We start from the raw sequence: 20,364 nt of genomic DNA, 5'->3' as shown, positions 1-20,364 counted from the left end.
GGCCGCTCACCCCAGTGGATGGGCCGCCAGCAGGTCCCCCAGGGCCTCTTCGTGTGCGGCGGCCGGGCCGAGGGAGAGTTCGAGTTGTTTGGCCCAGGCGTGGTAGCGGTGCAGGGGGTAGTCGGTGTCGGCGCCGAAGCCGCCGTGCAGGTGCTGGGCGGTCTGTACGACGCGGCGTACGCCCTCGGAGGCCCAGATCTTGGCGACCGCGATATCTCCCGCGGGCGGTAGCGGGCCGGCGGCGTCGGTGGTGATGCGCCAGGCGGCCTGCCAGAGCGTGGCTTCCATGGCGCGCAGGTCGATGAAGCGGTCGGCGGTCTGGACGGCGACGGCTTGGAAGGTGGCCACGGGGAAGCCGAACTGTTCGCGTTTGCTGGTGTAGTCGCTGGTCATGGCGAGGACGCGGTCGCCGAGGCCCAGGGCGAGTGCGCAGGTGCCCGTGGTGAGGAGGTTGCGCAGGAGCTCCCAGGCGCTGGGGGCGGTGATCGTTTCCCGGGCATTGAGGCGTACGGCGTCCAGCCTGACCTCGGCGTGGCGTTCTCCGCTGGTGGAGATCTGGTCGTCGAGTGTGATGCCGGGGTGGGTGCGGGGGACGAGGGCGAGGACGGCGTGGCCGTCGGGGGTGTGGGCGGGGAGCAGGATCCGGTCGGCGGTCTGGGCCCAGGGAACGGCGGTCTGGGTGCCGTCGAGGATCCAGTCGGTGCCTTGCTGTCGGGCGGTCACGGCGAGTTCGGCCGGGTCGTGTCCGGTGCGGCCGCAGGAGGCGACGGTCACGGTGAGGTCGCCGGTGGCGATGCTGGGCAGTACGTCGGCTCGTAGTGCGTTGGTCGCGTGGCGCTGGATGGTGAGTGCGGCGGCGCTGGTCTCCAGGAGTGGGATGCGCGCCAGTACCTTGGCGGATTCGCGCAGCACAAGGCAGAGTGCGATGGGGTCCAGGCCCGCGCCGCCGTGTTCGGGGGCGATCAACAGGCTCAGCAGGTCGGCGTCGGCGAGCTTGCGCCACAGGGGGCGGTCGAAGTCGTCGGCGACGGCTCCGGGGGTGAGCGCTGGGCTGGGCACGCTGTCGGGGGTGACGCCCGAGAAGACGGCTCGGGCTGCTTCGACGGCGGCCTGCTGCTCCTCGGTGAAGGTGAAGTCCACTGGTCTGTCCTCCCGCGCGGCGCGTCGATCTGACGAAGCGTCAAGGTAGAACAGGTTGCAGGAATTGGGAATGGGGGCGCCGGGGGAACCCGGTGAGCCCGGTGAGGCCGTGCGGGTGTCGCGCCCGGGTGCCGGGTCAGCGGTCGAAGTCCAGCTCGACCTTCTCGGTGAGCGGGTGCGACTGGCAGGCCAGCACATATCCGGTGTCGACCTCGTCGGCCTCCAGCGCGAAGTTGCGGTCCATGCGTATCTCGCCCGAGACCAGGAACGCCCGGCAGGTGCCGCAGACGCCGCCCTTGCAGGCGTACGGAGCGTCCGCGCGGTTGCGCAGCACGGCGTCCAGCAGCGATTCGCCGTCGTGGACGGGCGAGTTGCCGGAGCGTCCGTGGAGGGTCGCGGTCACGGTGCTGTGGGCGGGTGCGGAGGCGGCGGGGACCGGTGGCCCGGCGGCGCCGTTGTCGATGTGGAAGATCTCTTCGTGGATGCGGGAGCGCGGCACCTTAAGGGCGCGTAGTGCACGTTCGGCGCCCTGGACCAGGCCGAACGGGCCGCACAGGTACCAGCCGTCCACCGACTCGACCGTGAGCAGCGCGGGCAGCAGCGATCGCAGTCGTTCTTCGTCGAGCCGGCCGGATGGCAGGCCGGCCTGCTGTTCTTCGCGGGAGAGGGCGTGGAGGAGCTGGAAGCGCTGTGGATAGCGGTCTTTGAGGTCGGCGACTTCCTCGAGGAACATCGTCGAGGCGGTGGTGCGGTCGCTGCGTATGAGGCAGAAGCGGGCGTCCGGCTGCCGGGCGAGCAGGGTGGCGGCGATGGAGAGTACGGGGGTGATTCCGCTGCCGCCGACGATGCCGACGAAGTGGCCGGGGCGTGGTTCCAGGGTGAATCGTCCGGCCGGGGCCATGACGTCCACGGTGTGGCCGACCGCCAGTTCCTTGAGTGCGTACGTCGAGAATGCGCCGTCCTCGACCAGGCGGATGCCCACCTTCAGCACCGGCTCGTCGGTTGCCGGGGTGCAGATGGAGTAGGTCCGGCGGATCTCCTGGCCGTCGACCGTTCTGCGGAGTGCGATGTGCTGCCCGGGGGAGTAGCGGAAGGCCGCGCGCAGCTCGGGCGGCACGTCGAAGGTGACGGCCACCGCGTCGTCCGTGAGCCGTTCGACTTCGCGGACCTGGAGCGGGTGGAACATCACAACTCCTTGAAGTGGTCGAAGGGTTCGCGGCAGGACTCACAGCGGCGCAGTGCCTTGCATGCCGTGGAGGAGAACCGGCTCAGCAGGGTGGTGTCGGTCGATCCGCAGTTCGGGCAGCGGATCGCGAGGTCGACGGCCACGGGTCCGCTCGCCGGGCCTGTGGGGCGCGGTGGCGCTATCCCGAATTCGGCCAGCTTCCGGCGGCCCTCGGCGGTGATCGCGTCGGTGGTCCAGGGTGGGCTGAGGACCGTTTGGACCTCGACTTCGGCTATGCCGTGGTCGTGGAGTACGCGCTCGATGTCGGCGGACATGGCCTCGATGGCGGGGCAGCCGGTGTAGGTGGGGGTGAGCCGCACTTCCACGCGGTCGGGGGCGGTCACCCGCAGGTCGCGGAGTACGCCGAGCTCGGCGAGGGTGAGCACGGGCAGCTCGGGGTCGGGAACGGAGCCGGCCAGCGCGCGCAGTTCCTCTTCGAGGGCGGTGGTGGTCACCATGTCGCTCCCGGGTGGCTGCGGTGGAGGTGCTGCATTTCGGCGAGCATCCGCCCGAACGGTTCGGTGTGCAGTCCCTGGCGCCCTGCGCCCGCGGTCCATGCGCTGTGCTGGGGGCCTTCGGGGACGGTGAGGGTGGCGCGGTCCAGGATGGTGGTGATGCTCGCGGTCCAGTCGCTGCGCAGTGCGGACCAGGGCACGTCCAGCCCCGCCACCGGCTCGAACAGCTCGCCGGTGAAGCGCCACAGGGCGTCCAGTGCGCGCTGCATCCGGGCATGGCTCTCGTCGGTGCCGTCGCCCAGGCGCAGCGTCCACTGTTCGGCGTGGTCGCGGTGGTAGGCGACCTCCTTGACGGCTTTTGCGGCCAGTGGGGTCAACTCGCTCTCGTCTGCGGCGAGTTGGTTGAACAGCAGCTCCTGGTAGGTGGAGAAGTAGAGCTGGCGGGCGATGGTGTGCGCGAAGTCGCCGTTGGGCTGTTCCACGAGCTGGAGGTTGCGGAACTGCCGCTCCTCGCGCAGATAGGCCAGTTCGTCCTCGTCGCCGGCCATGGAGAGCAGGATGCGGGCCTGGCCGAGCAAATCCAGCGCGATGTTGGCGAGTGCGACCTCTTCCTCCAGGACGGGCGCATGCCCGGCCCACTCGCCCAGGCGGTGGGAGAGGATCAGGGCGTCGTCCCCGAGGGGCAGGGCCGGGGTGACCGTGGCGTTCATCAAAGGTGATGCACCCCGTCCGGGATTTCGTAGAAGGTCGGGTGGCGGTAGGGCTTGTCGCCGGCCGGCTCGAAGAAGGCGTCCTTCTCGTCCGGGGAGGAGGCGGTGATCTGGGCGGAGGGCACCACCCATATCGAGACGCCCTCGGAGCGGCGGGTGTACAGATCGCGGGCGTTGCGCAGCGCCATCTCGGCGTCCGGTGCGTGCAGGCTGCCGGCGTGGGAGTGCGACAGGCCGCGGCGGCTGCGGACGAACACCTCCCACAGCGGCCATTCGGTGGGCCGCGCGGTCGTCCCCGGGGTGGTCTCGGGGGTCGTCCCCGAGGTTGTCCCGGTGGTGTTCCCGGCCGGTCGTGAGGTGGTCATCGGGTCGCCTCCCGCTGCTTGGCCGCGTGTGCGGCGGCCGCTTCGCGCACCCAGGCGCCGTCTTCGTGAGCCCGCCGACGGCGGGTGATCCGCTCTTCGTTGCAGGGGCCGTTGCCCTTGAGCACTTCGCGGAACTCGGCCCAGTCGATCGGCCCGAAGTCCCAGTGGCCCCGCTCCTCGTTCCAGGTCAGATCGGGGTCGGGGAGCGTGAGGCCGAGCGCTTCGGCCTGGGGGACGCAGATGTCCACGAAGCGCTGCCGCAGTTCGTCGTTGGAGTGCCGCTTGATCTTCCAGGCCATGGACTGGGCGGAGTGCGCCGATTCGTCGTCGGGCGGGCCGAACATCATCAGCGACGGCCACCACCAGCGGTCCACCGCGTCCTGCGCCATGGCGTGCTGCGCTTCGGTGCCGCGGCTGAGCGTCAGCAGGAGTTCGTATCCCTGGCGCTGGTGGAAGGACTCCTCCTTGCAGACCCGGACCATGGCGCGGGCGTACGGGCCGTAGGAGCACCGGCACAGCGGGACCTGGTTGGTGATCGCCGCGCCGTCCACGAGCCAGCCGATGGCGCCGACGTCGGCCCAGGTCAGGGTCGGGTAGTTGAAGATCGACGAGTACTTCTGGCGGCCGGAGTGCAGCTTGTCGAGGAGTTCGTCGCGGCTGGTGCCGAGGGTTTCTGCGGCGCTGTAGAGGTACAGGCCGTGACCCGCCTCGTCCTGGACCTTGGCCATCAGGATCGCTTTGCGGCGCAGTGACGGCGCTCGGGTGATCCAGTTGGCTTCCGGCTGCATGCCGATGATCTCGGAGTGGGCGTGCTGCGCTATCTGCCGCACCAGCGAGGAGCGGTAGGCGTCCGGCATCCAGTCCCGCGGTTCGATGCGCTCGTCCGCGGCCACGGTGGCGTCGAAGACGGCTTCCAGAGCCGTGTCTTCCGGCGCGATCGTCGTCATGTGGTGCCCCCTCGCTCCCTACCGACCGATCGTTCGGTTCAATGGTGAGTGGGCGGACCTGCGGTGTCAACCCTGTGGATAACTCGGGGGAGGGTGTGCCGGGTGGTGCCGCATAGGTACCGTTCCGTGGCGGAGTCATCCGAGTGGATTCTGGGAACGGGGCGGGAATGCAGTCATACGGGGACGAAACGCGGCCTTTGGCCGCGCTGTCGCTACCCTCGCGGATCGTCATAGGCGTGGCGGCCTGCGCCGTCGCCGTAGTCGTCGCGATGCATCTGGCGATGATGTTTCTGCACGTCGCGCCGTCGAACACGCTCAGCAAGCAGCAGGGCAGCCTGATCAGCGACTACGTCTATCCCGAGTACGAGCAGAACTGGAAGCTGTTCGCGCCCAATCCCCTCCAGCAGAACATCGCGGTGCAGGCCCGCGCGCAGCTGCGTACCGAGGACGGCACCACCCGGACCACCGGCTGGACCGACGTGACCGCCCGCGACGGCCAGGACATCCGGCACAACCCGATGCCCAGCCACACCCAGCAGAACCAGCTGCGCCGCGGCTGGGAGTTCCTCGTCAACTCCCACAACGCGCAGAACCAGGCCACGGGGCTGCGCGGCGAGCTGTCCGAGCGCTACATCAAGCGCATCATGATGCTCCGGCTGGACGGTGAGTGGACCGCGGACGGCGGCCGGGTCGAGCGGATCCAGGTCCGCTCGATGACGACGCCCGTCAGCCCGCCGCCGTGGAGCTCCGAGAAGATCAGCGTCAAGCCCGTGTACCGCGTGCTGCCCTGGTGGCAGGTCACCGCAGACGACCTGCCCAAGGGGGCGACCAACCAGTGACTTCACCGACGCCGCAGCAGCCGGCGGAAGCGTCCCAGCAGACGCAGCCGTCCCAGGCATCCTCTCAGTCGCCTTCCGAGGCACCCTCGTCCGGCCGGCCGGACGAGAACCGTCATGCCCCGTACGAAGAGACCCGCATCGAGCGGGCCATAGGCCGCGGCTTCGCGCGGGTCACCGGCCGGGCGATGGCTCCGTACCAGACCGCCGTCATACGGATCGGCTTCGCCACGACCTGGCTGCTGTTCCTGGTGCGGGAATGGCCCAACCGCCATGTCCTCTACGGGCCGGACAGCCCGTGGAGCCTGGACATGGCCCGCCAGCTCCTCGACGCCAACCACGCCTTCTCCGTGCTGCCCTGGGCGAACAGCAGCGGCTGGTTCGAGCTCGTCTACCTGCTGGCCATCGTGTCCAGCGCGCTGCTGATGCTCGGCTGGCGCACCCGCACCATGTCGGTGCTCTTCATGATCGGCGTGCTCTCGCTGCAGAACCGCAGCGTCTTCATCGGGGACGGCGGTGACAACGTCATCCACCTGATGGCGCTGTATCTCGTGCTGACCCGGTGCGGGCAGGTCTGGTCACTGGACGCGCGCCGCGCGAAGCGGGCGGCCTCCGGTGCCACGGACGAGGCGCCGGCCCTCGGCCGGGACCTGGTCGGCATCGTCCTGTGGAGCGTGCTGGGCCTGGCCCTGGCCGTGGCCCAGCTGCTCGGCCCCTACGGTCTCACCTGGTTCGAGCACGGCCCGTTCCCGCACATCGGCTGGAGCCTGGTGTTCTGGGGCCTGTGGGCGACGCACGGCCTGTGGTGGGCGGTGCAGCGGTACGCACCGGGGGAGCCGCGGATCGTCCTGGACACGCTCGCCAAGCTGGCCCACAACGGCGCCCTGCTGGTGATCATGGTCGAGGTCTGCCTGATCTACGCCACCGCCGGCTGGTACAAGATCCAGGGGTCGCGCTGGCAGGACGGCACCGCCGTCTTCTACCCGATGCACCTGGACTACTTCTCCCCCTGGCCGGCGCTGTCCGAGGCGCTGGGCAGCAACGGGCTGATGGTCATGCTGATCACCTACGGGACGGTGATCGTGCAGGTGGCCTTCCCTTTCACCCTATTCAACCGGCGCCTGAAGAACGTGCTGCTGGTCGTGATGATCTGCGAGCACCTCTCGATCGCGTTCCTGCTGGGGCTGCCGTTCTTCTCGCTCGCGATGATCGCGGCGGACGCGGTCTTCCTGCCGACGAACTTCCTGACCTGGCTCTCCGCACGGATTTCCGGCCTCCGCAAGCGGCTGGTCGGCGGCGCCGGCGACCCCGGCCCGGCGGGCCCTCCCGAGGGCGGCGAGCCGGAGGCCCGTACGCAAACCGGCGGCGGTGGCCATACGCTCGTGGGGTGAGCAGCGAGAAGACCGCCCTGGGCGGCGAGAGGACCGCCCCGGGCGGCGAGCAGACCGTGCCCGGCGGCGCCGCCTTTGTGGTCGAGCAGCGGGCGGCCGCCGAGCCGGCCCAGTACGACGAGGGCTACGGCCCCAAGATCGGCGTCGGTCCGCATCCGGAGCCGTGGCCGCAGGACGACCGCTACGACCCCGAGCTGCTCGCGCACGGCGACCGGCGCAATGTCGTCGACGCCTACCGCTACTGGACGCGCGAGGCGATCGTCGCCGACCTCGACACCCGGCGCCATGACTTCCATGTGGCCGTCGAGAACTGGGGCCATGACTTCAACATCGGCTCGGTCGTACGGACCGCCAACGCGTTCCTGGCCAAAGAGGTCCATATCGTCGGGCAGCGCCGCTGGAACCGCCGCGGCGCGATGGTGACCGACCGCTACCAGCATCTGCGCCACCACCCCGACACCGCCGACCTCACCGCCTGGGCCGCCGCCGAGGAGCTGCCGATCATCGGGATCGACAATCTCCCCGGCGCCGTGCCCCTGGAGACGACCGAGCTGCCGCGCCGCTGTGTGCTGCTCTTCGGCCAGGAGGGGCCGGGGCTCACCGAGGAGGCCCGCCGGCACGCCTCCCTGGTCTGCTCGATCGCGCAGTTCGGCTCGACCCGGTCCATCAACGCGGGCGCCGCGGCCGCCATCGCCATGCACTCCTGGATCGCCCGCCACGCCCGGATCGAGGCGCCGGGCGCGCCCTGAGGGGCACCAAGGCCGAACGGGCGCTACGGGGGCTCGCGGGTCCGTGAGAGCCCGTGAGCCCCACCGCGTCACACCTCCCGGCGCACCTCGACCGTGCGGAAGCGGTTGGCCACGAACGCGCCGTCGCACAGCACCGCATTGGCCGCCGGGTTGCCTCCGGAGCCGTGGAAATCGGAGAACGCCGCGGTCTGGTTCACATAGACCCCGCCGGTCAGGTTCAGCGACAGCTGGGCGCACTCCTCCAGGCACGCCTCCTCGACCAGCTGCTCCACCTCGGCGGAGGTGGTGTACGCGCCGACCGTCATGGCGCCCTTCTCGCGGACCGTGCGCCGCAGCAGGTCCACCGCGTCGGCCGCGGAGTCGACAGCCACCGCGAAGGACACCGGACCGAAGCACTCCGACAGATACGCCGCCTCGGAGTCCGGCTTGGCGCCGTCCACCTTGACGATCACCGGTGTACGGACCGTGGCCCCGGGGAACTCGGGGTTGGCGACCTCACGGGAGGCCAGCGCCACCTCACCGAGCCCCGAAGCGGCCTCGATCCGCTCCTTGACCTGCGGGTTCACGATGGCGCCGAGCAGTGCGTTGGCCCGCGCGTCATCGCCCAGCAGCCCGCTCACCGCGCCCGCGAGATCGGCGACCACCTCGTCGTACGACTTCGGTCCGGCGTCGGTGCGGATGCCGTCGCGCGGGATCACCAGATTCTGCGGGGTGGTGCACATCTGGCCGCTGTACAGCGACAGCGAGAAGGCGAGGTTGCTGAGCATCCCCTTGTAGTTGTCCGTCGATTCGATGACGACGGTGTTGACGCCGGCCTTCTCCGTGAAGACCTGGGCCTGCCGGGCGTGTGTCTCCAGCCAGTCGCCGAAGGCGGTCGAGCCGGTGTAGTCGATGATGCGGACCTCGGGACGGACGGCCAGCGTCTTGGCGAGGCCCTCGCCCGGCTTGTCCACCGCCAGGCACACCAGATCGGCGGGGAAGCCGGCCTCCTCCAGCACCTCGCGCGCCACCCGGACGGTCAGCGCCAGCGGGAGCACGGCCCGCGGATGCGGCTTGACCAGCACCGGATTGCCGGTGGCCAGGGAGGCGAACAGGCCGGGATAGCCGTTCCACGTCGGGAAGGTGTTGCAGCCGATCAGCAGGGCGATGCCGCGCGGCACGGCCGTGAAGGACTTGGTCAGCTCCAGCGGGTCGCGCTTGCCCTGCGGCTTGGACCACGGCGCCTGCTCGGGGGTGCGGACCTGCTCGGCGTACGCGTACGCCACCGCCTCCAGGCCGCGGTCCTGGGCGTGCGGCCCGCCCGCCTGGAACGCCATCATGAAGGCCTGCCCACTGGTGTGCATCACGGCCTGGGCGAACTCGTGGGTGCGCGCGCTGATCCTCGTGAGGATCTCCAGGCACACCGCGGCGCGCGCCTCCGGGCCCGCGTCCCGCCATACGGGGATCGCGGCGCGCATCGCGGGCAGCAGCACCGCCACGTCCGGGTGCGGATAGCTGATGCCCAACTCGGGGCCGTACGGCGAGACTTCCTCGCCCGCCCAGTCGTCCGTGCCGGGCTGGTCGATCTCGAAGCGCTTGCCGCGCAGCGCCTCGAAGGCGGCCACGCCGTCCGCCGCGGCGTTCTCGCCGTACGCCTTCGGATGCTCCGGATGCGGGGACCAGTACGCGCGGGTGCGGATCGTCTCCAGCGCCTGGTCGAGGGTGGGACGGTGCTTCTCGATCAACTGCGCTGCGGTCATTTCGGCGGCCATCGATGACCAACTCCTCGTCGAGCCGGGCGGAAAGCGGATGGGGCGGTGCGGATGAGACGGAGCGGATGGGAGGGGGAACGGATGAGATGGACCGGGGGCTGGGAGCGGACAGGGCAACGGAGTTAGAGTAACCGAACGATCGGTCGGGGCAAGAGGGTCCGGCGGGCCTGTGGACAACTCGGTCTGGGAGGATCAGTCGGCATGACGGCAATCGAGACCAGCGGGAACGTGGCCGTGGTGGGCACCGGCACCATGGGACAGGGAATCGCGCAGGTGGCGCTGGTCGCCGGCCACCCCGTAAGCCTCTACGACGCCGCGCCGGGGCGTGCCGAGCAGGCCGCCGCAGCCATCGTCCGGCGGTTGGATCGGCTGGTCGAAAAAGGCCGGATTCAGGCGTCCGAGCGAGACGCCGCCCGCGGCCGGCTCTCGCCCGCCACCGCCCTCGCCGATCTGGCCGACGCCCGTCTCGTCATCGAGGCGATCCTGGAAGAACTCCCCGCCAAACAGGAGCTTTTCACCGCTCTGGAAGAGGTTGTGGCGGCGGACTGCCTCCTGGCCACCAATACCTCCTCCCTCTCCGTGACCGCCGTGGCGGGCCGGCTGCGCCACCCCGGCCGCTGCGTGGGCCTGCACTTCTTCAACCCCGCGCCGCTGCTTCCGCTGGTCGAGGTGATCAGCGGCTTCGCCACCGACGAGGCGGCCGCCACCAGCGCGTACGAGACCGTCGCGGCCTGGGGCAAGACGCCGGTGCGCTGCGCCGACACCCCCGGCTTCATCGTCAACCGGATCGCCCGCCCCTTCTATGCCGAGGCGCTGCGTGTCTACGAGGAGCGGGTCGCCGACCCCGCCACCATCGATGCCGTGCTGCGCGACGGCGCCGGCTTCAAGATGGGCCCCTTCGAGCTGACCGACCTCATCGGCCAGGACGTGAACGAGGCGGTCACCCACTCCGTGTGGACGTCGTTCTTCCAGGACCCGAAGTTCACGCCCTCGCTGGCGCAGCGGCGGCTGGTGGAGTCCGGGCTGCACGGCCGCAAGTCCGGCCGCGGCTGGTTCGACTACGCCGAAGGGGCGCGGCGTCCGGAGCCGCAGACCGCCGCGCCGTGCCCGGCCCCCGAGGCCGTCGGCATACATGCCGAGCTCGACGGGCCCTCCGAGGTGCTGCGCGAGCTGATCACGGAAGCCGGCATCAAGATCACCCGCGACCGCACGCCAGGGGAGTCCGAGGGCTTCATCAGGCTGCCCGGCGGTGCCTGTCTCGCCCTGACCAACGGATATCCGGCGACGAGCGTCGTCTATGGCAGGTACATCCGCTTCGACCTCTCGCTCGACTACCGGGCCGCGACCCGGATCGCGCTCGCCCGCTCGGAGGCCGCGTCCGAGGCGGACCTGGCGGAGGCCGTCGGGCTGTTCCAGGCGCTCGGCAAACAGGTCAGCGTGATCAACGACGTCCCCGGGATGATCGTCGCCCGTACGGTCGCGATGATCGTGGACTTCGCCCTGGACGCCGCGGCGCGCGGGGTCGCCACCCCGGAGGACATCGATACGGCGATGCGGCTGGGTGTGAACTACCCCGGCGGCCCCCTGGAGTGGGCCGAACGGCTCGGCGCCCAGTGGGTGTGGGATCTGCTGGACTCCATGCACCACCAGTACGCCAACGGACGCTATGCGCCCTCCTGGGCGCTGCGGCGCCGCGCGGACCTCCAGGGATAGGTGGTGTAATCATGACCATGACCAAGCGTGACACCTATACGCCCGATTCGCTGCTCGCGGTCGCGGTCGAGGTGTTCATCGAGCGGGGCTACGACGGCACCTCCATGGAGCATCTCTCCAAGGCGGCCGGCATCTCCAAGTCCTCGATCTACCACCATGTGCGCAGCAAGGAAGAACTGCTCCGCCGGGCGATAAGCCGCGCCCTGGACGGGCTGTTCGGCGTGCTGGAGGAGCCGGGTGCCACCGAGGGCCGGGCGATCGAGCGGCTGGAGTACGTCACCCGGCGCGAGGCCGAGGTCCTGATGGACGAACTGCCCTACGTGACGCTGTTGTTGCGGGTGCGCGGAAACACGGACACCGAGCGCTGGGCCATGGAGCGCCGTCGCGAGTTCGACCACGAGGTCGCGGACCTGCTCAAGCAGGCGGCCGCGGACGGCGACCTCCGGGCCGACGTCGACATCCGGCTGGCCACCCGGCTGCTCTTCGGCATGATCAACTCGATCGTGGAGTGGTACCGGCCGGGGCGCGGTGGCGCGGCCAGCCGGGACGAGGTCGCCGAAGCCGTCGTGCGGACGGCGTTCGCGGGCCTGCGCAGGCACTGAGGCGCCCGTAGGCCGTCACCCGCCTGCAGGGCAGAGACTCATCCCTGCTCCGGCCCGAGGTCGGTCTCCTCGAAGACCAGCAGGGTGCGGGTGCTGAGCACTTCCGGGATCGACTGGATACGGGTGAGGACCAGTTCGCGAAGCTCCCGGTTGTCCTTGGTGTGGACGAGCAGCAGCACATCGAAATCGCCGCTGACCAGCGCGATATGGGTGGCCCCCGGAAGGGCCGTGAGCTGCTCGCGCACCGTTCGCCAGGAGTTCTGCACGATCTTCAACGTGACGTATGCGGATGCGCCCTGGCCTGCGCGTTCCTGATCGACGCGGGCGCCGAAGCCGCGTATCACACCATCGTCGATCAGCCGGTTGATCCGGGCGTAGGCATTCGCGCGCGAGACATGGACCCGCTCGGCGACGGAGCGTATCGAGGCCCGGCCGTCGGTCTGGAGCATGCGCAGGATCGAGCGGTCGATGGTGTCCAGAGGCCGCGCGGCAGGCGCCGGCGCGGCGGACGCCGCCGGTGGCTGTCCACCGGGATTGGCCATCTGTTCGTCCGGCATACGGTCCCGCCTCCCCTTGGTGGACGCACTGTCTTCATCTCAAGCTGTGGAGAACCGTTTGTCCACAGGCTTGGGCCGCCTGTAGCCAAAATGCATTGTCAACCGAACAATCGGTAGGGAAGGGCTCACCCGCCCCGACCCGTTGCATCCTGCCCACCCGTCGCCCGCCCACCACCCCTATGAGGCGCTTCGCGCCACCCCTTCGATTCGAGGAGGTGCTCGTCATGACGGTCCTTGAGCAGCCCGGCAGCAGCAGGAACAAGAGCGACCTGCCCGGCCCGCCGCCCGCCTGGCGGCCGCGCGTCGATCCGGCGCCCCTCCTGCCCGACGCCGAGCCGTACCGCCTGCTGGGAACGGACGCCGCGCCCCGGCTCGACCCCGGCCTGCTGAAGCGCCTGTACGCCCAGCTGGTGCGCGGCCGCCGCTACAACGCCCAGGCCACGGCGCTGACCCGGCAGGGCCGGCTGGCGGTCTATCCGTCCTCCACCGGGCAGGAGGCCTGCCAGGTCGCCGCCGCGCTGGCCCTCGAGGACCGCGACTGGCTCTTCCCCAGCTACCGCGACACCCTCGCCGCGGTGGCCCGCGGCCTCGATCCCGTACAGGCGCTGACCCTCCTGAGGGGCGACTGGCACACCGGGTACGACCCGCACGAGCACCGCATCGCCCCCCTGTGCACCCCGCTGGCCACCCAACTCCCGCATGCCGTCGGCCTGGCGCACGCCGCCCGCCTCAAGGGCGACGACGTGGTGGCGCTGGCGATGGTCGGCGACGGCGGCACCAGCGAGGGCGACTTCCACGAGGCGCTGAACTTCGCCGCCGTCTGGCAGGCGCCGGTCGTCTTCCTCGTCCAGAACAACGGCTTCGCCATCTCCGTGCCGCTCGCCAAGCAGACCGCCGCCCCGTCCCTCGCCCACAAGGCGGTCGGATACGGCATGCCGGGCCGCCTGGTCGACGGCAACGACGCACCCGCGATGCACAAGGTCCTCACCGAGGCGGTGGAGCGGGCCCGCAGCGGCGGCGGCCCCACCCTCGTCGAGGCCGTCACGTACCGCATCGAGGCGCACACCAACGCCGACGACGCCACCCGCTACCGCACCGATTCCGAGGTCGAGACCTGGCGGGCACACGACCCGATAGCCCTTCTGGAGCGCGAGTTGGCCGACCGCGATCTGCTGACCGACGAGTTCGTCCACGCCACCCGGGACGGCGCCGAGGAGCTGGCGGCCGCCCTGCGGGACCGGATGAACGCCGACCCGCAGCTGGACCCGATGGACCTCTTCACCCACGTGTTCGCCGAGCAGACCAGCCAACTTCGTGAGCAGGCCGCCCAGTTGCGCGCCGAGTTGGACGCCGAAGCCGCCGGACACCCCGAGAACGCGACAGGCGCCGACCGGTCCGCCCAGGAGGCCAGGCCATGACGACCACCGCCCCGGAGACCGCCCGCAAACCCGCCACCATGGCGCAGGCGCTGACCCGCGCCCTGCACGACGCCATGGCGGCCGACCCGACCGTCCACGTCATGGGCGAGGACGTCGGCACCCTGGGCGGCGTCTTCCGGGTCACCGACGGCCTCACCGAGAAATTCGGCGAGGACCGCTGCAGCGACACCCCGCTCGCCGAGGCCGGCATCCTCGGCACGGCCGTCGGCATGGCGATGTACGGGCTGCGGCCGGTCGTCGAGATGCAGTTCGACGCCTTCGCCTACCCGGCGTTCGAGCAGCTCATCAGCCATGTCGCCCGGATGCGCAACCGCACCCGCGGCGCCCTGCAGATGCCCCTGACCATCCGCGTCCCGTACGGCGGCGGGATCGGCGGGGTCGAGCACCACAGCGACTCCTCCGAGGCGTACTACCTCGCCACCCCCGGCATCCAGGTCGTCACCCCGGCGACCGTCGCGGACGCCTACGGGCTGCTGCGCGCCGCCATCGCCTCCGACGACCCGGTCGTCTTCCTCGAACCCAAGCGGCTGTACTGGTCCAAGGACGACTGGTCGCCCGACGCGCCGACCGAGGTCGCCCCCATAGGCCGCGCCGAGGTCAGGCGCCGCGGCACCAGCGCCACACTGATCACCTACGGTCCGTCGCTGCCGGTCTGTATGGAGGCCGCCGAGGCCGCCCGTGCGGAGGGCTGGGACCTCGAAGTCGTCGATCTGCGCTCGCTGATGCCCTTCGACGACGACACCGTCTGCGCGTCGGTGCGGCGTACGGGGCGAGCCGTGGTCGTCCACGAGTCCAACGGGTTCGGCGGCCCCGGCGGCGAGATCGCCGCCCGGATCACCGAGCGCTGCTTCCACCACCTGGAGGCGCCGGTGCTGCGCGTCGCCGGCTTCGACATCCCCTATCCGCCGCCGATGCTGGAGCGGCACCACCTGCCCGGCGTGGACCGGATCCTGGACACCGTGGCCCGCCTCCAGTGGGAGTCGGACTGGACCGAAGGGCGTGGTGCGTGATGGCCGTGGTCCGCGAATTCACCCTGCCCGACCTGGGGGAAGGGCTCACCGAAGCGACGATCGTGCACTGGCTCGTCGAGGTCGGCGAGGTGGTGGCGATCGACCAGCCGGTGGTGGAGGTCGAGACGGCCAAGGCGATGGTGGAGGTGCCCTGCCCCTACGGAGGCGTGGTGACCTCTCGTTTCGGCGAGGAGGGGGCCGAGGTCCCCGTGGGCGCGCCGCTGGTGACGGTCGCGGTGGGGGCGGCGCCGGACGATTTCGCGGTGGGCCGGGGGGAGCCGGGCGGCGGAGCCGATGAGGCGGGTGGTGTCGCCGCGCCCGCCCCAGGGCGCGCGGCCTCGTCTCCGGCCCCGAAGGGGGCCGCGGACTCCGGGTCGGGGAATGTGCTCGTCGGATACGGAACGAGCGCGTCCGCGGCGCGGCGGCGAAGGATCCGGCCGGGCAGCGGCGCGGGTCCCGCGGCGGAGGTGCCTCAGGCGCCCGAGCCCGCGGCTGCCGGAGCTGCCCAGGACGCCGGTCCGGGAGGGGCGGTCGCGCCGGTCGGGGCCACGGCGGCGACCGGCTCGGCGGCGCCGGCCGCCGACACCCGTACGGTGGCCGTCATCTCACCCCTGGTGCGCCGCATGGCGCGCGAACACGACGTGGATCTCCGGGAGGTGACGGGTTCCGGGCGGGAGGGACTGATTCTCCGCACGGACGTCGAGCGGGCGATCCGGGTACGGGAGACGGCGGGGGCTGTGGGGGCCACGCCGACCACCGGGCCCATGCCGACCACCGGGCCCACGCCCGTCACGGGTGCCGCGCCCGCCACCCGGGCCGTGCCGGAGGGTGAGCGCATTCCGCTCCGGGGGATGCGCGGTGCCGCGGCCGAGAAGTTCAGCCGCAGCCGCCGGGAGATTCCGGACGCGACCTGCTGGGTGGACGCCGACGCCACCGAACTCCTCGCCGCCCGTAGGTCGATGAACGTGCCCGGCGCCCCCAAGGTGTCGCTGCTCGCGCTGTTCGCCCGGATCTGCACGGCCGCGCTCGCGCGGTTCCCCGAGCTCAATGCCACCGTCGACACCGCGACCCAGGAGATCGTCCGGCTGCCCGCCGTCCATCTGGGCTTCGCGGCGCAGACCGACCGCGGCCTGATGGTGCCCGTGGTGCGGGACGCGCACGTCCGTACCGTCGAGGAGCTGTCCGCCGAGATCGCTCGGCTCACCGAGACGGCCAGGGCCGGCGGGTTGTCCCTCGCCGAGCTGACCCACGGCACCTTCACCCTCAACAACTACGGCGTCTTCGGGGTCGACGGCTCCACACCGATCATCAACCACCCCGAAGCCGGGATGCTCGGTGTCGGCCGAATAACCGCCAAACCCTGGGTGCACAACGGCGAGTTGGCCGTCCGGCAGGTCGTCCAGCTCTCGTTCACCTTCGATCACCGGGTGTGCGACGGCGCCACCGCAGGCGGTTTCCTGCGGTTCGTGGCCGACTGCGTGGAACAGCCCGCGCTGCTGCTGCGCACCCTGTGACCGGTCGTGACTCCGCGAAGGCCGTGACGCCGTAACAACGGTGTCGCTGTGAACGCCGTGACACCGCGATGGCTGTGTGATCGCGGTGTTCGCGGTGATACTCATGGGGTGAGCGACCACACCGACTACGACGCCATCGTGCTGGCCGGCGGCGCTGCCCGCCGGCTCGGCGGGGCGGACAAACCCGCCCTGTCCGTCGGCGGCCGTCCGCTCCTGGACCGGGTGCTCGCCGCCTGCGCAGACGCGGCGGTCACCGTCGTCGTCGGCCCCCGGCGCCCATCCGTCCGGCCCGTAGTGCGCGCCCTTGAGGACCCGCCGGGCGGCGGCCCGCTCGCCGCACTCGACGCCGGCCTGCGGCACACCACCGCCCCGACCGTCCTCGTGCTCTCCGCCGACCTGCCGTTCCTGACCAACGCCACCGTGCGGAGTCTCCTGGAGGCGGCGGCCCGACCGGCTGACGGTGCCGCGTCCGGCGGCGGTTCCGCGCCACTCGACGGGGCGCTGCTGTGCGACGGCCAGGGGCGCGACCAGCCGCTGGTGGCCGCCTACCGGGCCGAGTCGCTGCGCCGCGAGCTGGCCCTGCTGCGCACCGAACACGGCACTCTGGCCGGGCTGCCGCTGCGCGCGCTGACGTCCGAGCTGGTGCTGGCACGCGTCCCCGACGCCACCTCGACGGCGTCCTTCGACTGCGACACCTGGCAGGACATCGGCGCGGCCCGCGCACGTATCAGGGAGCATGGCAACGTGTTGGACGAATGGATCACCGCAGTCAAGGCCGAGCTGGGCATCGAGATCGATGTCGACACGGCGGTACTTCTCGACCTCGCGCGGGACGCGGCGCACGGTGTGGCCCGCCCGGCCGCGCCGCTGACCACGTTCCTGATCGGTTACGCGGCGGGCCGGCAGGGCGGGGATGTGACGGAGCTGTCCCGCAGGGCCGCCGCACTGGCCAACCGGTGGGCCGCCGAGGACGCGGACGGGGAGCGGGGCGGTGCGGCCGGCGCCGGCGCCGGCGGCGAAACGAAGCCCGCGGAATGACCGAGGGGGAGTTCGACGCCGCGCTGGACGACGCACTGGCGCTGGCCAATGGCGGGGCGGGCGGCCCGGGCAGCCGCCCGGAGGACCGTACCGAGCCGCACCTGCGCGGTCACTGGGAGCGGACGCGGGGCACGGACCCGCTCGCGACATCCGCCGCGGCAGGCGCGCCGGTACCCGGCGATCGTCCGGGCACCCGGCCCGGCGATCAGCCAGGCATCCGACCCGGCGACCCCTCCGGCACCGGACCCGGTGATCCGCCCGGCACCGGACCCGGCCCTGGTGACTCGCCTGGCTCCACCCCCGGTGCGCCTCAGCCCCGCCCCTCCCCGTCCGCTGTTCCGCGCTCCTCCGCCCCCTGGCCGACGGCCCGCGAGATCGCCGCCCGCGCGGTGCCCGGCCCGCCCGCGCCCACGACGGCGACGCTGGCCGACGCGCTCGGCCGTACGCTCGCCGAGCCCCTCGCCGCCCTCACCGACCTGCCGTCCTTCGACACCTCGGCGATGGACGGCTGGGCGGTTTCCGGCCCCGGGCCCTGGGACATCGACCGGCCGGGCGAGGCGGCAGCCGAGAAGCCTCAGGACACCGCCGACAAAAAGGCCGCAGAGGCCGCAGTAGCCGCAGCAGCCGAACAAGGCGCTGAGGCCGAAGAACCCGCAGCAGGCCAGGAAGCCGCCGGGAAAGCCACTCGCGACACCGCCCACCACGCCGGCATCCTCGCCGGCCACGCCCCCACCCAGCCGCTCCCCGACGGTCACGCGATCCGCATCGCCACCGGCGCGCGCGTCCCGGCCGGCGCCACCGCCGTACTGCGCAGCGAGCACGGCGAGGTCCGCGACCTGGCCGACGGCCGGGCGCGGCTGTACGCGCCACGGCCCGCGCCGCCGGGCCAGGACATCCGCCCGCGCGGCCAGGAGTGCCGCCGCGGTGACCAACTGCTGCCCGCCGGCACCCTGGTGACGCCCGCCGTCCTCGGCCTGGCCGCGGCCGCCGGCTATGACGAGCTGACCGCGTACCCTCGTCCGCGCGTCGAATTCCTCGTCCTGGGCGATGAGTTGCTGCACCACGGACTTCCCCAGGAGGGCCGGATCCGCGATGCGCTCGGCCCGATGCTCGCCCCCTGGCTGCGCGCCCTGGGCGCCGACGCGGCTCCGGCACGCCATCTCGCGGACGAAGCCGACACGCTGTACGCCGCGATCGCCACCTCCACCGCCGATGTGCTGATCACCACCGGGGGCACGGCCTCGGGCCCCGTCGACCATGTGCACCCGACGCTGCGCCGCCTGGGCGCGGAGGTGCTGGTGGACGGCGTGCAGGTACGTCCCGGCCATCCGATGCTGCTCGCCCGCCTCGGCCCGCGCCGCCATCTCGTCGGCCTCCCCGGCAACCCGCTCGCCGCGGTCTCCGGCCTGCTCACCCTCGCCGAGCCGCTGCTCCGTACGCTCACCGGCCGCCGCCCGGCCGCCGTACGCCGGGCGCCGCTGTTCGGCTCCGTCCACGGCCATCCGCGGGACACCCGGCTCGTCCCGGTCGCCTACCGGGACGACGCCCGGTACGGAGTGACCGCCGAGCCGCTGCACTTCCACGGCCCGGCCATGCTGCGCGGGATCGCCGCCGCCGCCGCGCTGGCCGTCGTACCGCCCGGTGGCGCGGACCGCGGCACCGAGGTCGAACTGCTGGAACTGCCCTGGTCGGCAAGCGGATCGGCGGACTGGCCCGCTCCCGGAGCCTGGTACGACCCGGTGCCCCCCGCCCCTCCCGTCGGTGGCGCCGGGTGAAGCTCCCTTCCCAGGACGCGGCGGCACACGAGGTGCCGGAGGACCGTTCCCACCGGGTGATGCTGCCGCGCCGCGCCCCGTTGGCGCCGCTGCGGCAGGTCGGCCGTCGGCTGCTGATGGCTCTGCTCGTGCTGCTCGCGACGGTCCTGATCGTCTGGCTGGACCGCGAGGGGTATCACGACAACGCTGATGGCACCGTCGATCTGCTCGACTGCTTCTACTACGCGACCGTCACGCTCTCCACCACCGGTTACGGCGACATCGTCCCGTACGGGGACGGCGCGCGGCTGCTGAACATCCTGCTCATCACGCCCCTGCGGGTGCTGTTCCTGATCATCCTGGTCGGCACCACGCTGGAGGTGCTGACCGAGCGCACCCGCAAGCAATGGCAATTGAGACGCTGGAGAAACGCCTTGCGTGACCACACCGTCATCGTCGGCTTCGGCACCAAGGGCCGCTCCGCCGTCCAGACCCTGTGCGCAACGGGGCTGTCCCGCGACCGCATCGTCATCGTCGACCCGAGCCCCAAGGTGGTCGAGTCGGCGGTGGTCGACGGGTTCGCGGGCGTGGTCGGCGATGCGACCCGCAGCGATGTGCTGGTACGGGCCGAGATCCAGCGCGCCCGGCAGGTCGTCATCGCCACCCAGCGCGATGACACCGCCGTGCTGGTCTCGTTGACCGCCCGTCAGCTCAACAAGCATGCCCATATCGTCGCGGCGGTGCGGGAGGAGGAGAACGCCCCGCTGCTGCGGCAGTCCGGTGCCGACGCCGTGATCACCTCGGCCAGCGCGGCCGGACGGCTGCTGGGGCTCTCCGTGCACAGCCCCAGCGCGGGCATCGTCATGGAGGACCTGATCCAGCAGGGCAGCGGGCTCGACCTCGTGGAACGGCCGGTGGTGAAGGCCGAGGTCGGCAAATCCGTCCGGGAGACTGACGACCTGGTCGTGGCCGTGCTGCGCGGCCACCGGCTGCTCGGTTACGACGACCCGGCGGCCGGCCCGCTGCAGGCCACGGACCGTGTGATCACGATCGTCCGCGCCTCCGCGCGGGACGAGGCGGACGCCGCCGGCCGCTCCGGGAAGCCGACGCTTCCGGGCACCGGTGTCTCCCCGATGCGCCGGGTGGAGCGGTGACCGGGATCCGGGCG

General features: G+C 71.6%; 19 protein-coding genes. 11 read left to right on the top strand and 8 right to left on the bottom strand.

Annotated elements, in window-relative coordinates:
- Window positions 1–6: 6 nt before the first annotated feature.
- The 6 genes from FCH28_RS22820 to paaA all read right to left on the bottom strand — a co-directional run bounded on the left by FCH28_RS22820 (window position 7) and on the right by paaA (window position 4,842).
- Window positions 7–1,140 (bottom strand): acyl-CoA dehydrogenase family protein, encoded by a 1,134-nt coding sequence (locus FCH28_RS22820; RefSeq protein WP_136741975.1) that lies wholly within the window; start codon window positions 1,138–1,140, stop codon window positions 7–9.
- 136 nt (window positions 1,141–1,276) lie between these two features.
- The gene (gene paaE, locus FCH28_RS22815; protein WP_136741974.1) at window positions 1,277–2,326 is read right to left on the bottom strand and encodes a 1,2-phenylacetyl-CoA epoxidase subunit PaaE; all 1,050 of its coding nucleotides are present in this window, start codon (window positions 2,324–2,326) and stop codon (window positions 1,277–1,279) included.
- Window positions 2,326–2,823, bottom strand: coding sequence for a 1,2-phenylacetyl-CoA epoxidase subunit PaaD (gene paaD, locus FCH28_RS22810; protein WP_136741973.1), 498 nt, complete (start codon window positions 2,821–2,823; stop codon window positions 2,326–2,328). The genes paaE and paaD overlap by 1 nt, the downstream gene beginning before the upstream one ends.
- Window positions 2,817–3,530 (bottom strand): 1,2-phenylacetyl-CoA epoxidase subunit PaaC, encoded by a 714-nt coding sequence (gene paaC, locus FCH28_RS22805; protein WP_136741972.1) that lies wholly within the window; start codon window positions 3,528–3,530, stop codon window positions 2,817–2,819. Before paaC ends, paaD begins: the two co-directional genes overlap by 7 nt.
- Window positions 3,530–3,895, bottom strand: coding sequence for a 1,2-phenylacetyl-CoA epoxidase subunit PaaB (gene paaB, locus FCH28_RS22800; protein WP_136741971.1), 366 nt, complete (start codon window positions 3,893–3,895; stop codon window positions 3,530–3,532). The genes paaC and paaB overlap by 1 nt, the downstream gene beginning before the upstream one ends.
- Window positions 3,892–4,842 (bottom strand): 1,2-phenylacetyl-CoA epoxidase subunit PaaA, encoded by a 951-nt coding sequence (gene paaA / locus FCH28_RS22795; RefSeq protein WP_136741970.1) that lies wholly within the window; start codon window positions 4,840–4,842, stop codon window positions 3,892–3,894. The genes paaB and paaA overlap by 4 nt, the downstream gene beginning before the upstream one ends.
- Window positions 4,843–5,009: 167 nt before the next feature.
- Here paaA and FCH28_RS22790 point away from each other — a divergent pair, with 167 nt between their 5' ends.
- The 3 genes from FCH28_RS22790 (at window position 5,010) to FCH28_RS22780 (ending at window position 7,818) form a co-directional block, all read left to right on the top strand.
- On the top strand, window positions 5,010–5,681 hold the full coding sequence (locus tag FCH28_RS22790; RefSeq protein WP_136741969.1) for a DUF5819 family protein: 672 nt from the start codon (window positions 5,010–5,012) through the stop codon (window positions 5,679–5,681).
- On the top strand, window positions 5,678–7,069 hold the full coding sequence (locus FCH28_RS22785; RefSeq protein ID WP_136741968.1) for an HTTM domain-containing protein: 1,392 nt from the start codon (window positions 5,678–5,680) through the stop codon (window positions 7,067–7,069). Before FCH28_RS22790 ends, FCH28_RS22785 begins: the two co-directional genes overlap by 4 nt.
- A 77-nt stretch (window positions 7,070–7,146) precedes the next feature.
- Entirely contained in the window at window positions 7,147–7,818 is a 672-nt protein-coding gene (locus FCH28_RS22780) for a TrmH family RNA methyltransferase (RefSeq protein WP_136742206.1), read from the top strand.
- Between the two features lie 68 nt (window positions 7,819–7,886).
- On the opposite strand, the gene paaN is transcribed toward FCH28_RS22780, so the two are convergent.
- On the bottom strand, window positions 7,887–9,569 hold the full coding sequence (gene paaN / locus FCH28_RS22775) for a phenylacetic acid degradation protein PaaN (protein WP_136741967.1): 1,683 nt from the start codon (window positions 9,567–9,569) through the stop codon (window positions 7,887–7,889).
- A gap of 201 nt (window positions 9,570–9,770) precedes the next feature.
- Here paaN and FCH28_RS22770 point away from each other — a divergent pair, with 201 nt between their 5' ends.
- Complete coding sequence (locus tag FCH28_RS22770; protein WP_136741966.1) at window positions 9,771–11,282, top strand: 3-hydroxyacyl-CoA dehydrogenase; 1,512 nt, start codon at window positions 9,771–9,773, stop codon at window positions 11,280–11,282.
- A gap of 11 nt (window positions 11,283–11,293) precedes the next feature.
- Window positions 11,294–11,884 carry a TetR/AcrR family transcriptional regulator gene (locus tag FCH28_RS22765; protein WP_136741965.1) on the top strand — a complete coding sequence of 197 codons (591 nt, stop codon included), beginning with the start codon at window positions 11,294–11,296 and terminating at the stop codon, window positions 11,882–11,884.
- Window positions 11,885–11,922: 38 nt separating this feature from the next.
- Here the strand turns inward: FCH28_RS22765 and FCH28_RS22760 are convergent, their stop codons facing one another.
- Window positions 11,923–12,441: an Lrp/AsnC family transcriptional regulator gene (locus FCH28_RS22760; RefSeq protein WP_136741964.1), complete on the bottom strand. Its 519-nt coding sequence runs from the start codon at window positions 12,439–12,441 to the stop codon at window positions 11,923–11,925.
- 224 nt (window positions 12,442–12,665) lie between these two features.
- Between FCH28_RS22760 and pdhA the strand changes: the two genes are divergently transcribed.
- The 6 genes from pdhA (at window position 12,666) to FCH28_RS22730 (ending at window position 20,350) form a co-directional block, all read left to right on the top strand.
- Entirely contained in the window at window positions 12,666–13,859 is a 1,194-nt protein-coding gene (gene pdhA, locus FCH28_RS22755; RefSeq protein ID WP_136741963.1) for a pyruvate dehydrogenase (acetyl-transferring) E1 component subunit alpha, read from the top strand.
- Window positions 13,856–14,890 carry an alpha-ketoacid dehydrogenase subunit beta gene (locus FCH28_RS22750; RefSeq protein WP_136741962.1) on the top strand — a complete coding sequence of 345 codons (1,035 nt, stop codon included), beginning with the start codon at window positions 13,856–13,858 and terminating at the stop codon, window positions 14,888–14,890. Before pdhA ends, FCH28_RS22750 begins: the two co-directional genes overlap by 4 nt.
- A complete protein-coding gene (locus tag FCH28_RS22745; protein ID WP_136741961.1) occupies window positions 14,890–16,404 on the top strand; it encodes a dihydrolipoamide acetyltransferase family protein in 1,515 nt (504 codons plus the stop codon). Before FCH28_RS22750 ends, FCH28_RS22745 begins: the two co-directional genes overlap by 1 nt.
- A gap of 108 nt (window positions 16,405–16,512) precedes the next feature.
- A complete protein-coding gene (locus FCH28_RS22740) occupies window positions 16,513–17,442 on the top strand; it encodes an NTP transferase domain-containing protein (RefSeq protein WP_136741960.1) in 930 nt (309 codons plus the stop codon).
- Entirely contained in the window at window positions 17,439–19,217 is a 1,779-nt protein-coding gene (locus FCH28_RS22735) for a molybdopterin-binding protein (protein WP_246103093.1), read from the top strand. The genes FCH28_RS22740 and FCH28_RS22735 overlap by 4 nt, the downstream gene beginning before the upstream one ends.
- Window positions 19,214–20,350, top strand: a complete 1,137-nt coding sequence (locus FCH28_RS22730; RefSeq protein WP_136741959.1) for a potassium channel family protein — start codon at window positions 19,214–19,216, stop codon at window positions 20,348–20,350. Before FCH28_RS22735 ends, FCH28_RS22730 begins: the two co-directional genes overlap by 4 nt.
- The last annotated feature ends 14 nt before the right edge of the window (window positions 20,351–20,364 follow it).

The sequence above is a fragment of the Streptomyces piniterrae genome (assembly GCF_005048155.1).
Classification (GTDB): Bacteria; Actinomycetota; Actinomycetes; order Streptomycetales; family Streptomycetaceae; genus Streptomyces; species Streptomyces piniterrae.
Note: the sequence above shows the minus strand (reverse complement) of the source record. Positions and strands in the feature narration are given on the sequence as shown.

Coding starts and splice junctions, on each gene's coding strand:
- paaE (WP_136741974.1), bottom strand. CDS start 2,326: ATGTTCCACCCGCTCCAGGTCCGCGAAGTCGAACGGCTCACGGACGAC.
- paaD (WP_136741973.1), bottom strand. CDS start 2,823: ATGGTGACCACCACCGCCCTCGAAGAGGAACTGCGCGCGCTGGCCGGC.
- paaC (WP_136741972.1), bottom strand. CDS start 3,530: ATGAACGCCACGGTCACCCCGGCCCTGCCCCTCGGGGACGACGCCCTG.
- paaB (WP_136741971.1), bottom strand. CDS start 3,895: ATGACCACCTCACGACCGGCCGGGAACACCACCGGGACAACCTCGGGG.
- paaA (WP_136741970.1), bottom strand. CDS start 4,842: ATGACGACGATCGCGCCGGAAGACACGGCTCTGGAAGCCGTCTTCGAC.
- FCH28_RS22790 (WP_136741969.1), top strand. CDS start 5,010: ATGCAGTCATACGGGGACGAAACGCGGCCTTTGGCCGCGCTGTCGCTA.
- paaN (WP_136741967.1), bottom strand. CDS start 9,569: ATGGCCGCCGAAATGACCGCAGCGCAGTTGATCGAGAAGCACCGTCCC.
- FCH28_RS22770 (WP_136741966.1), top strand. CDS start 9,771: ATGACGGCAATCGAGACCAGCGGGAACGTGGCCGTGGTGGGCACCGGC.
- FCH28_RS22765 (WP_136741965.1), top strand. CDS start 11,294: ATGACCATGACCAAGCGTGACACCTATACGCCCGATTCGCTGCTCGCG.
- FCH28_RS22760 (WP_136741964.1), bottom strand. CDS start 12,441: ATGCCGGACGAACAGATGGCCAATCCCGGTGGACAGCCACCGGCGGCG.
- pdhA (WP_136741963.1), top strand. CDS start 12,666: ATGACGGTCCTTGAGCAGCCCGGCAGCAGCAGGAACAAGAGCGACCTG.
- FCH28_RS22750 (WP_136741962.1), top strand. CDS start 13,856: ATGACGACCACCGCCCCGGAGACCGCCCGCAAACCCGCCACCATGGCG.
- FCH28_RS22745 (WP_136741961.1), top strand. CDS start 14,890: ATGGCCGTGGTCCGCGAATTCACCCTGCCCGACCTGGGGGAAGGGCTC.
- FCH28_RS22735 (WP_246103093.1), top strand. CDS start 17,439: ATGACCGAGGGGGAGTTCGACGCCGCGCTGGACGACGCACTGGCGCTG.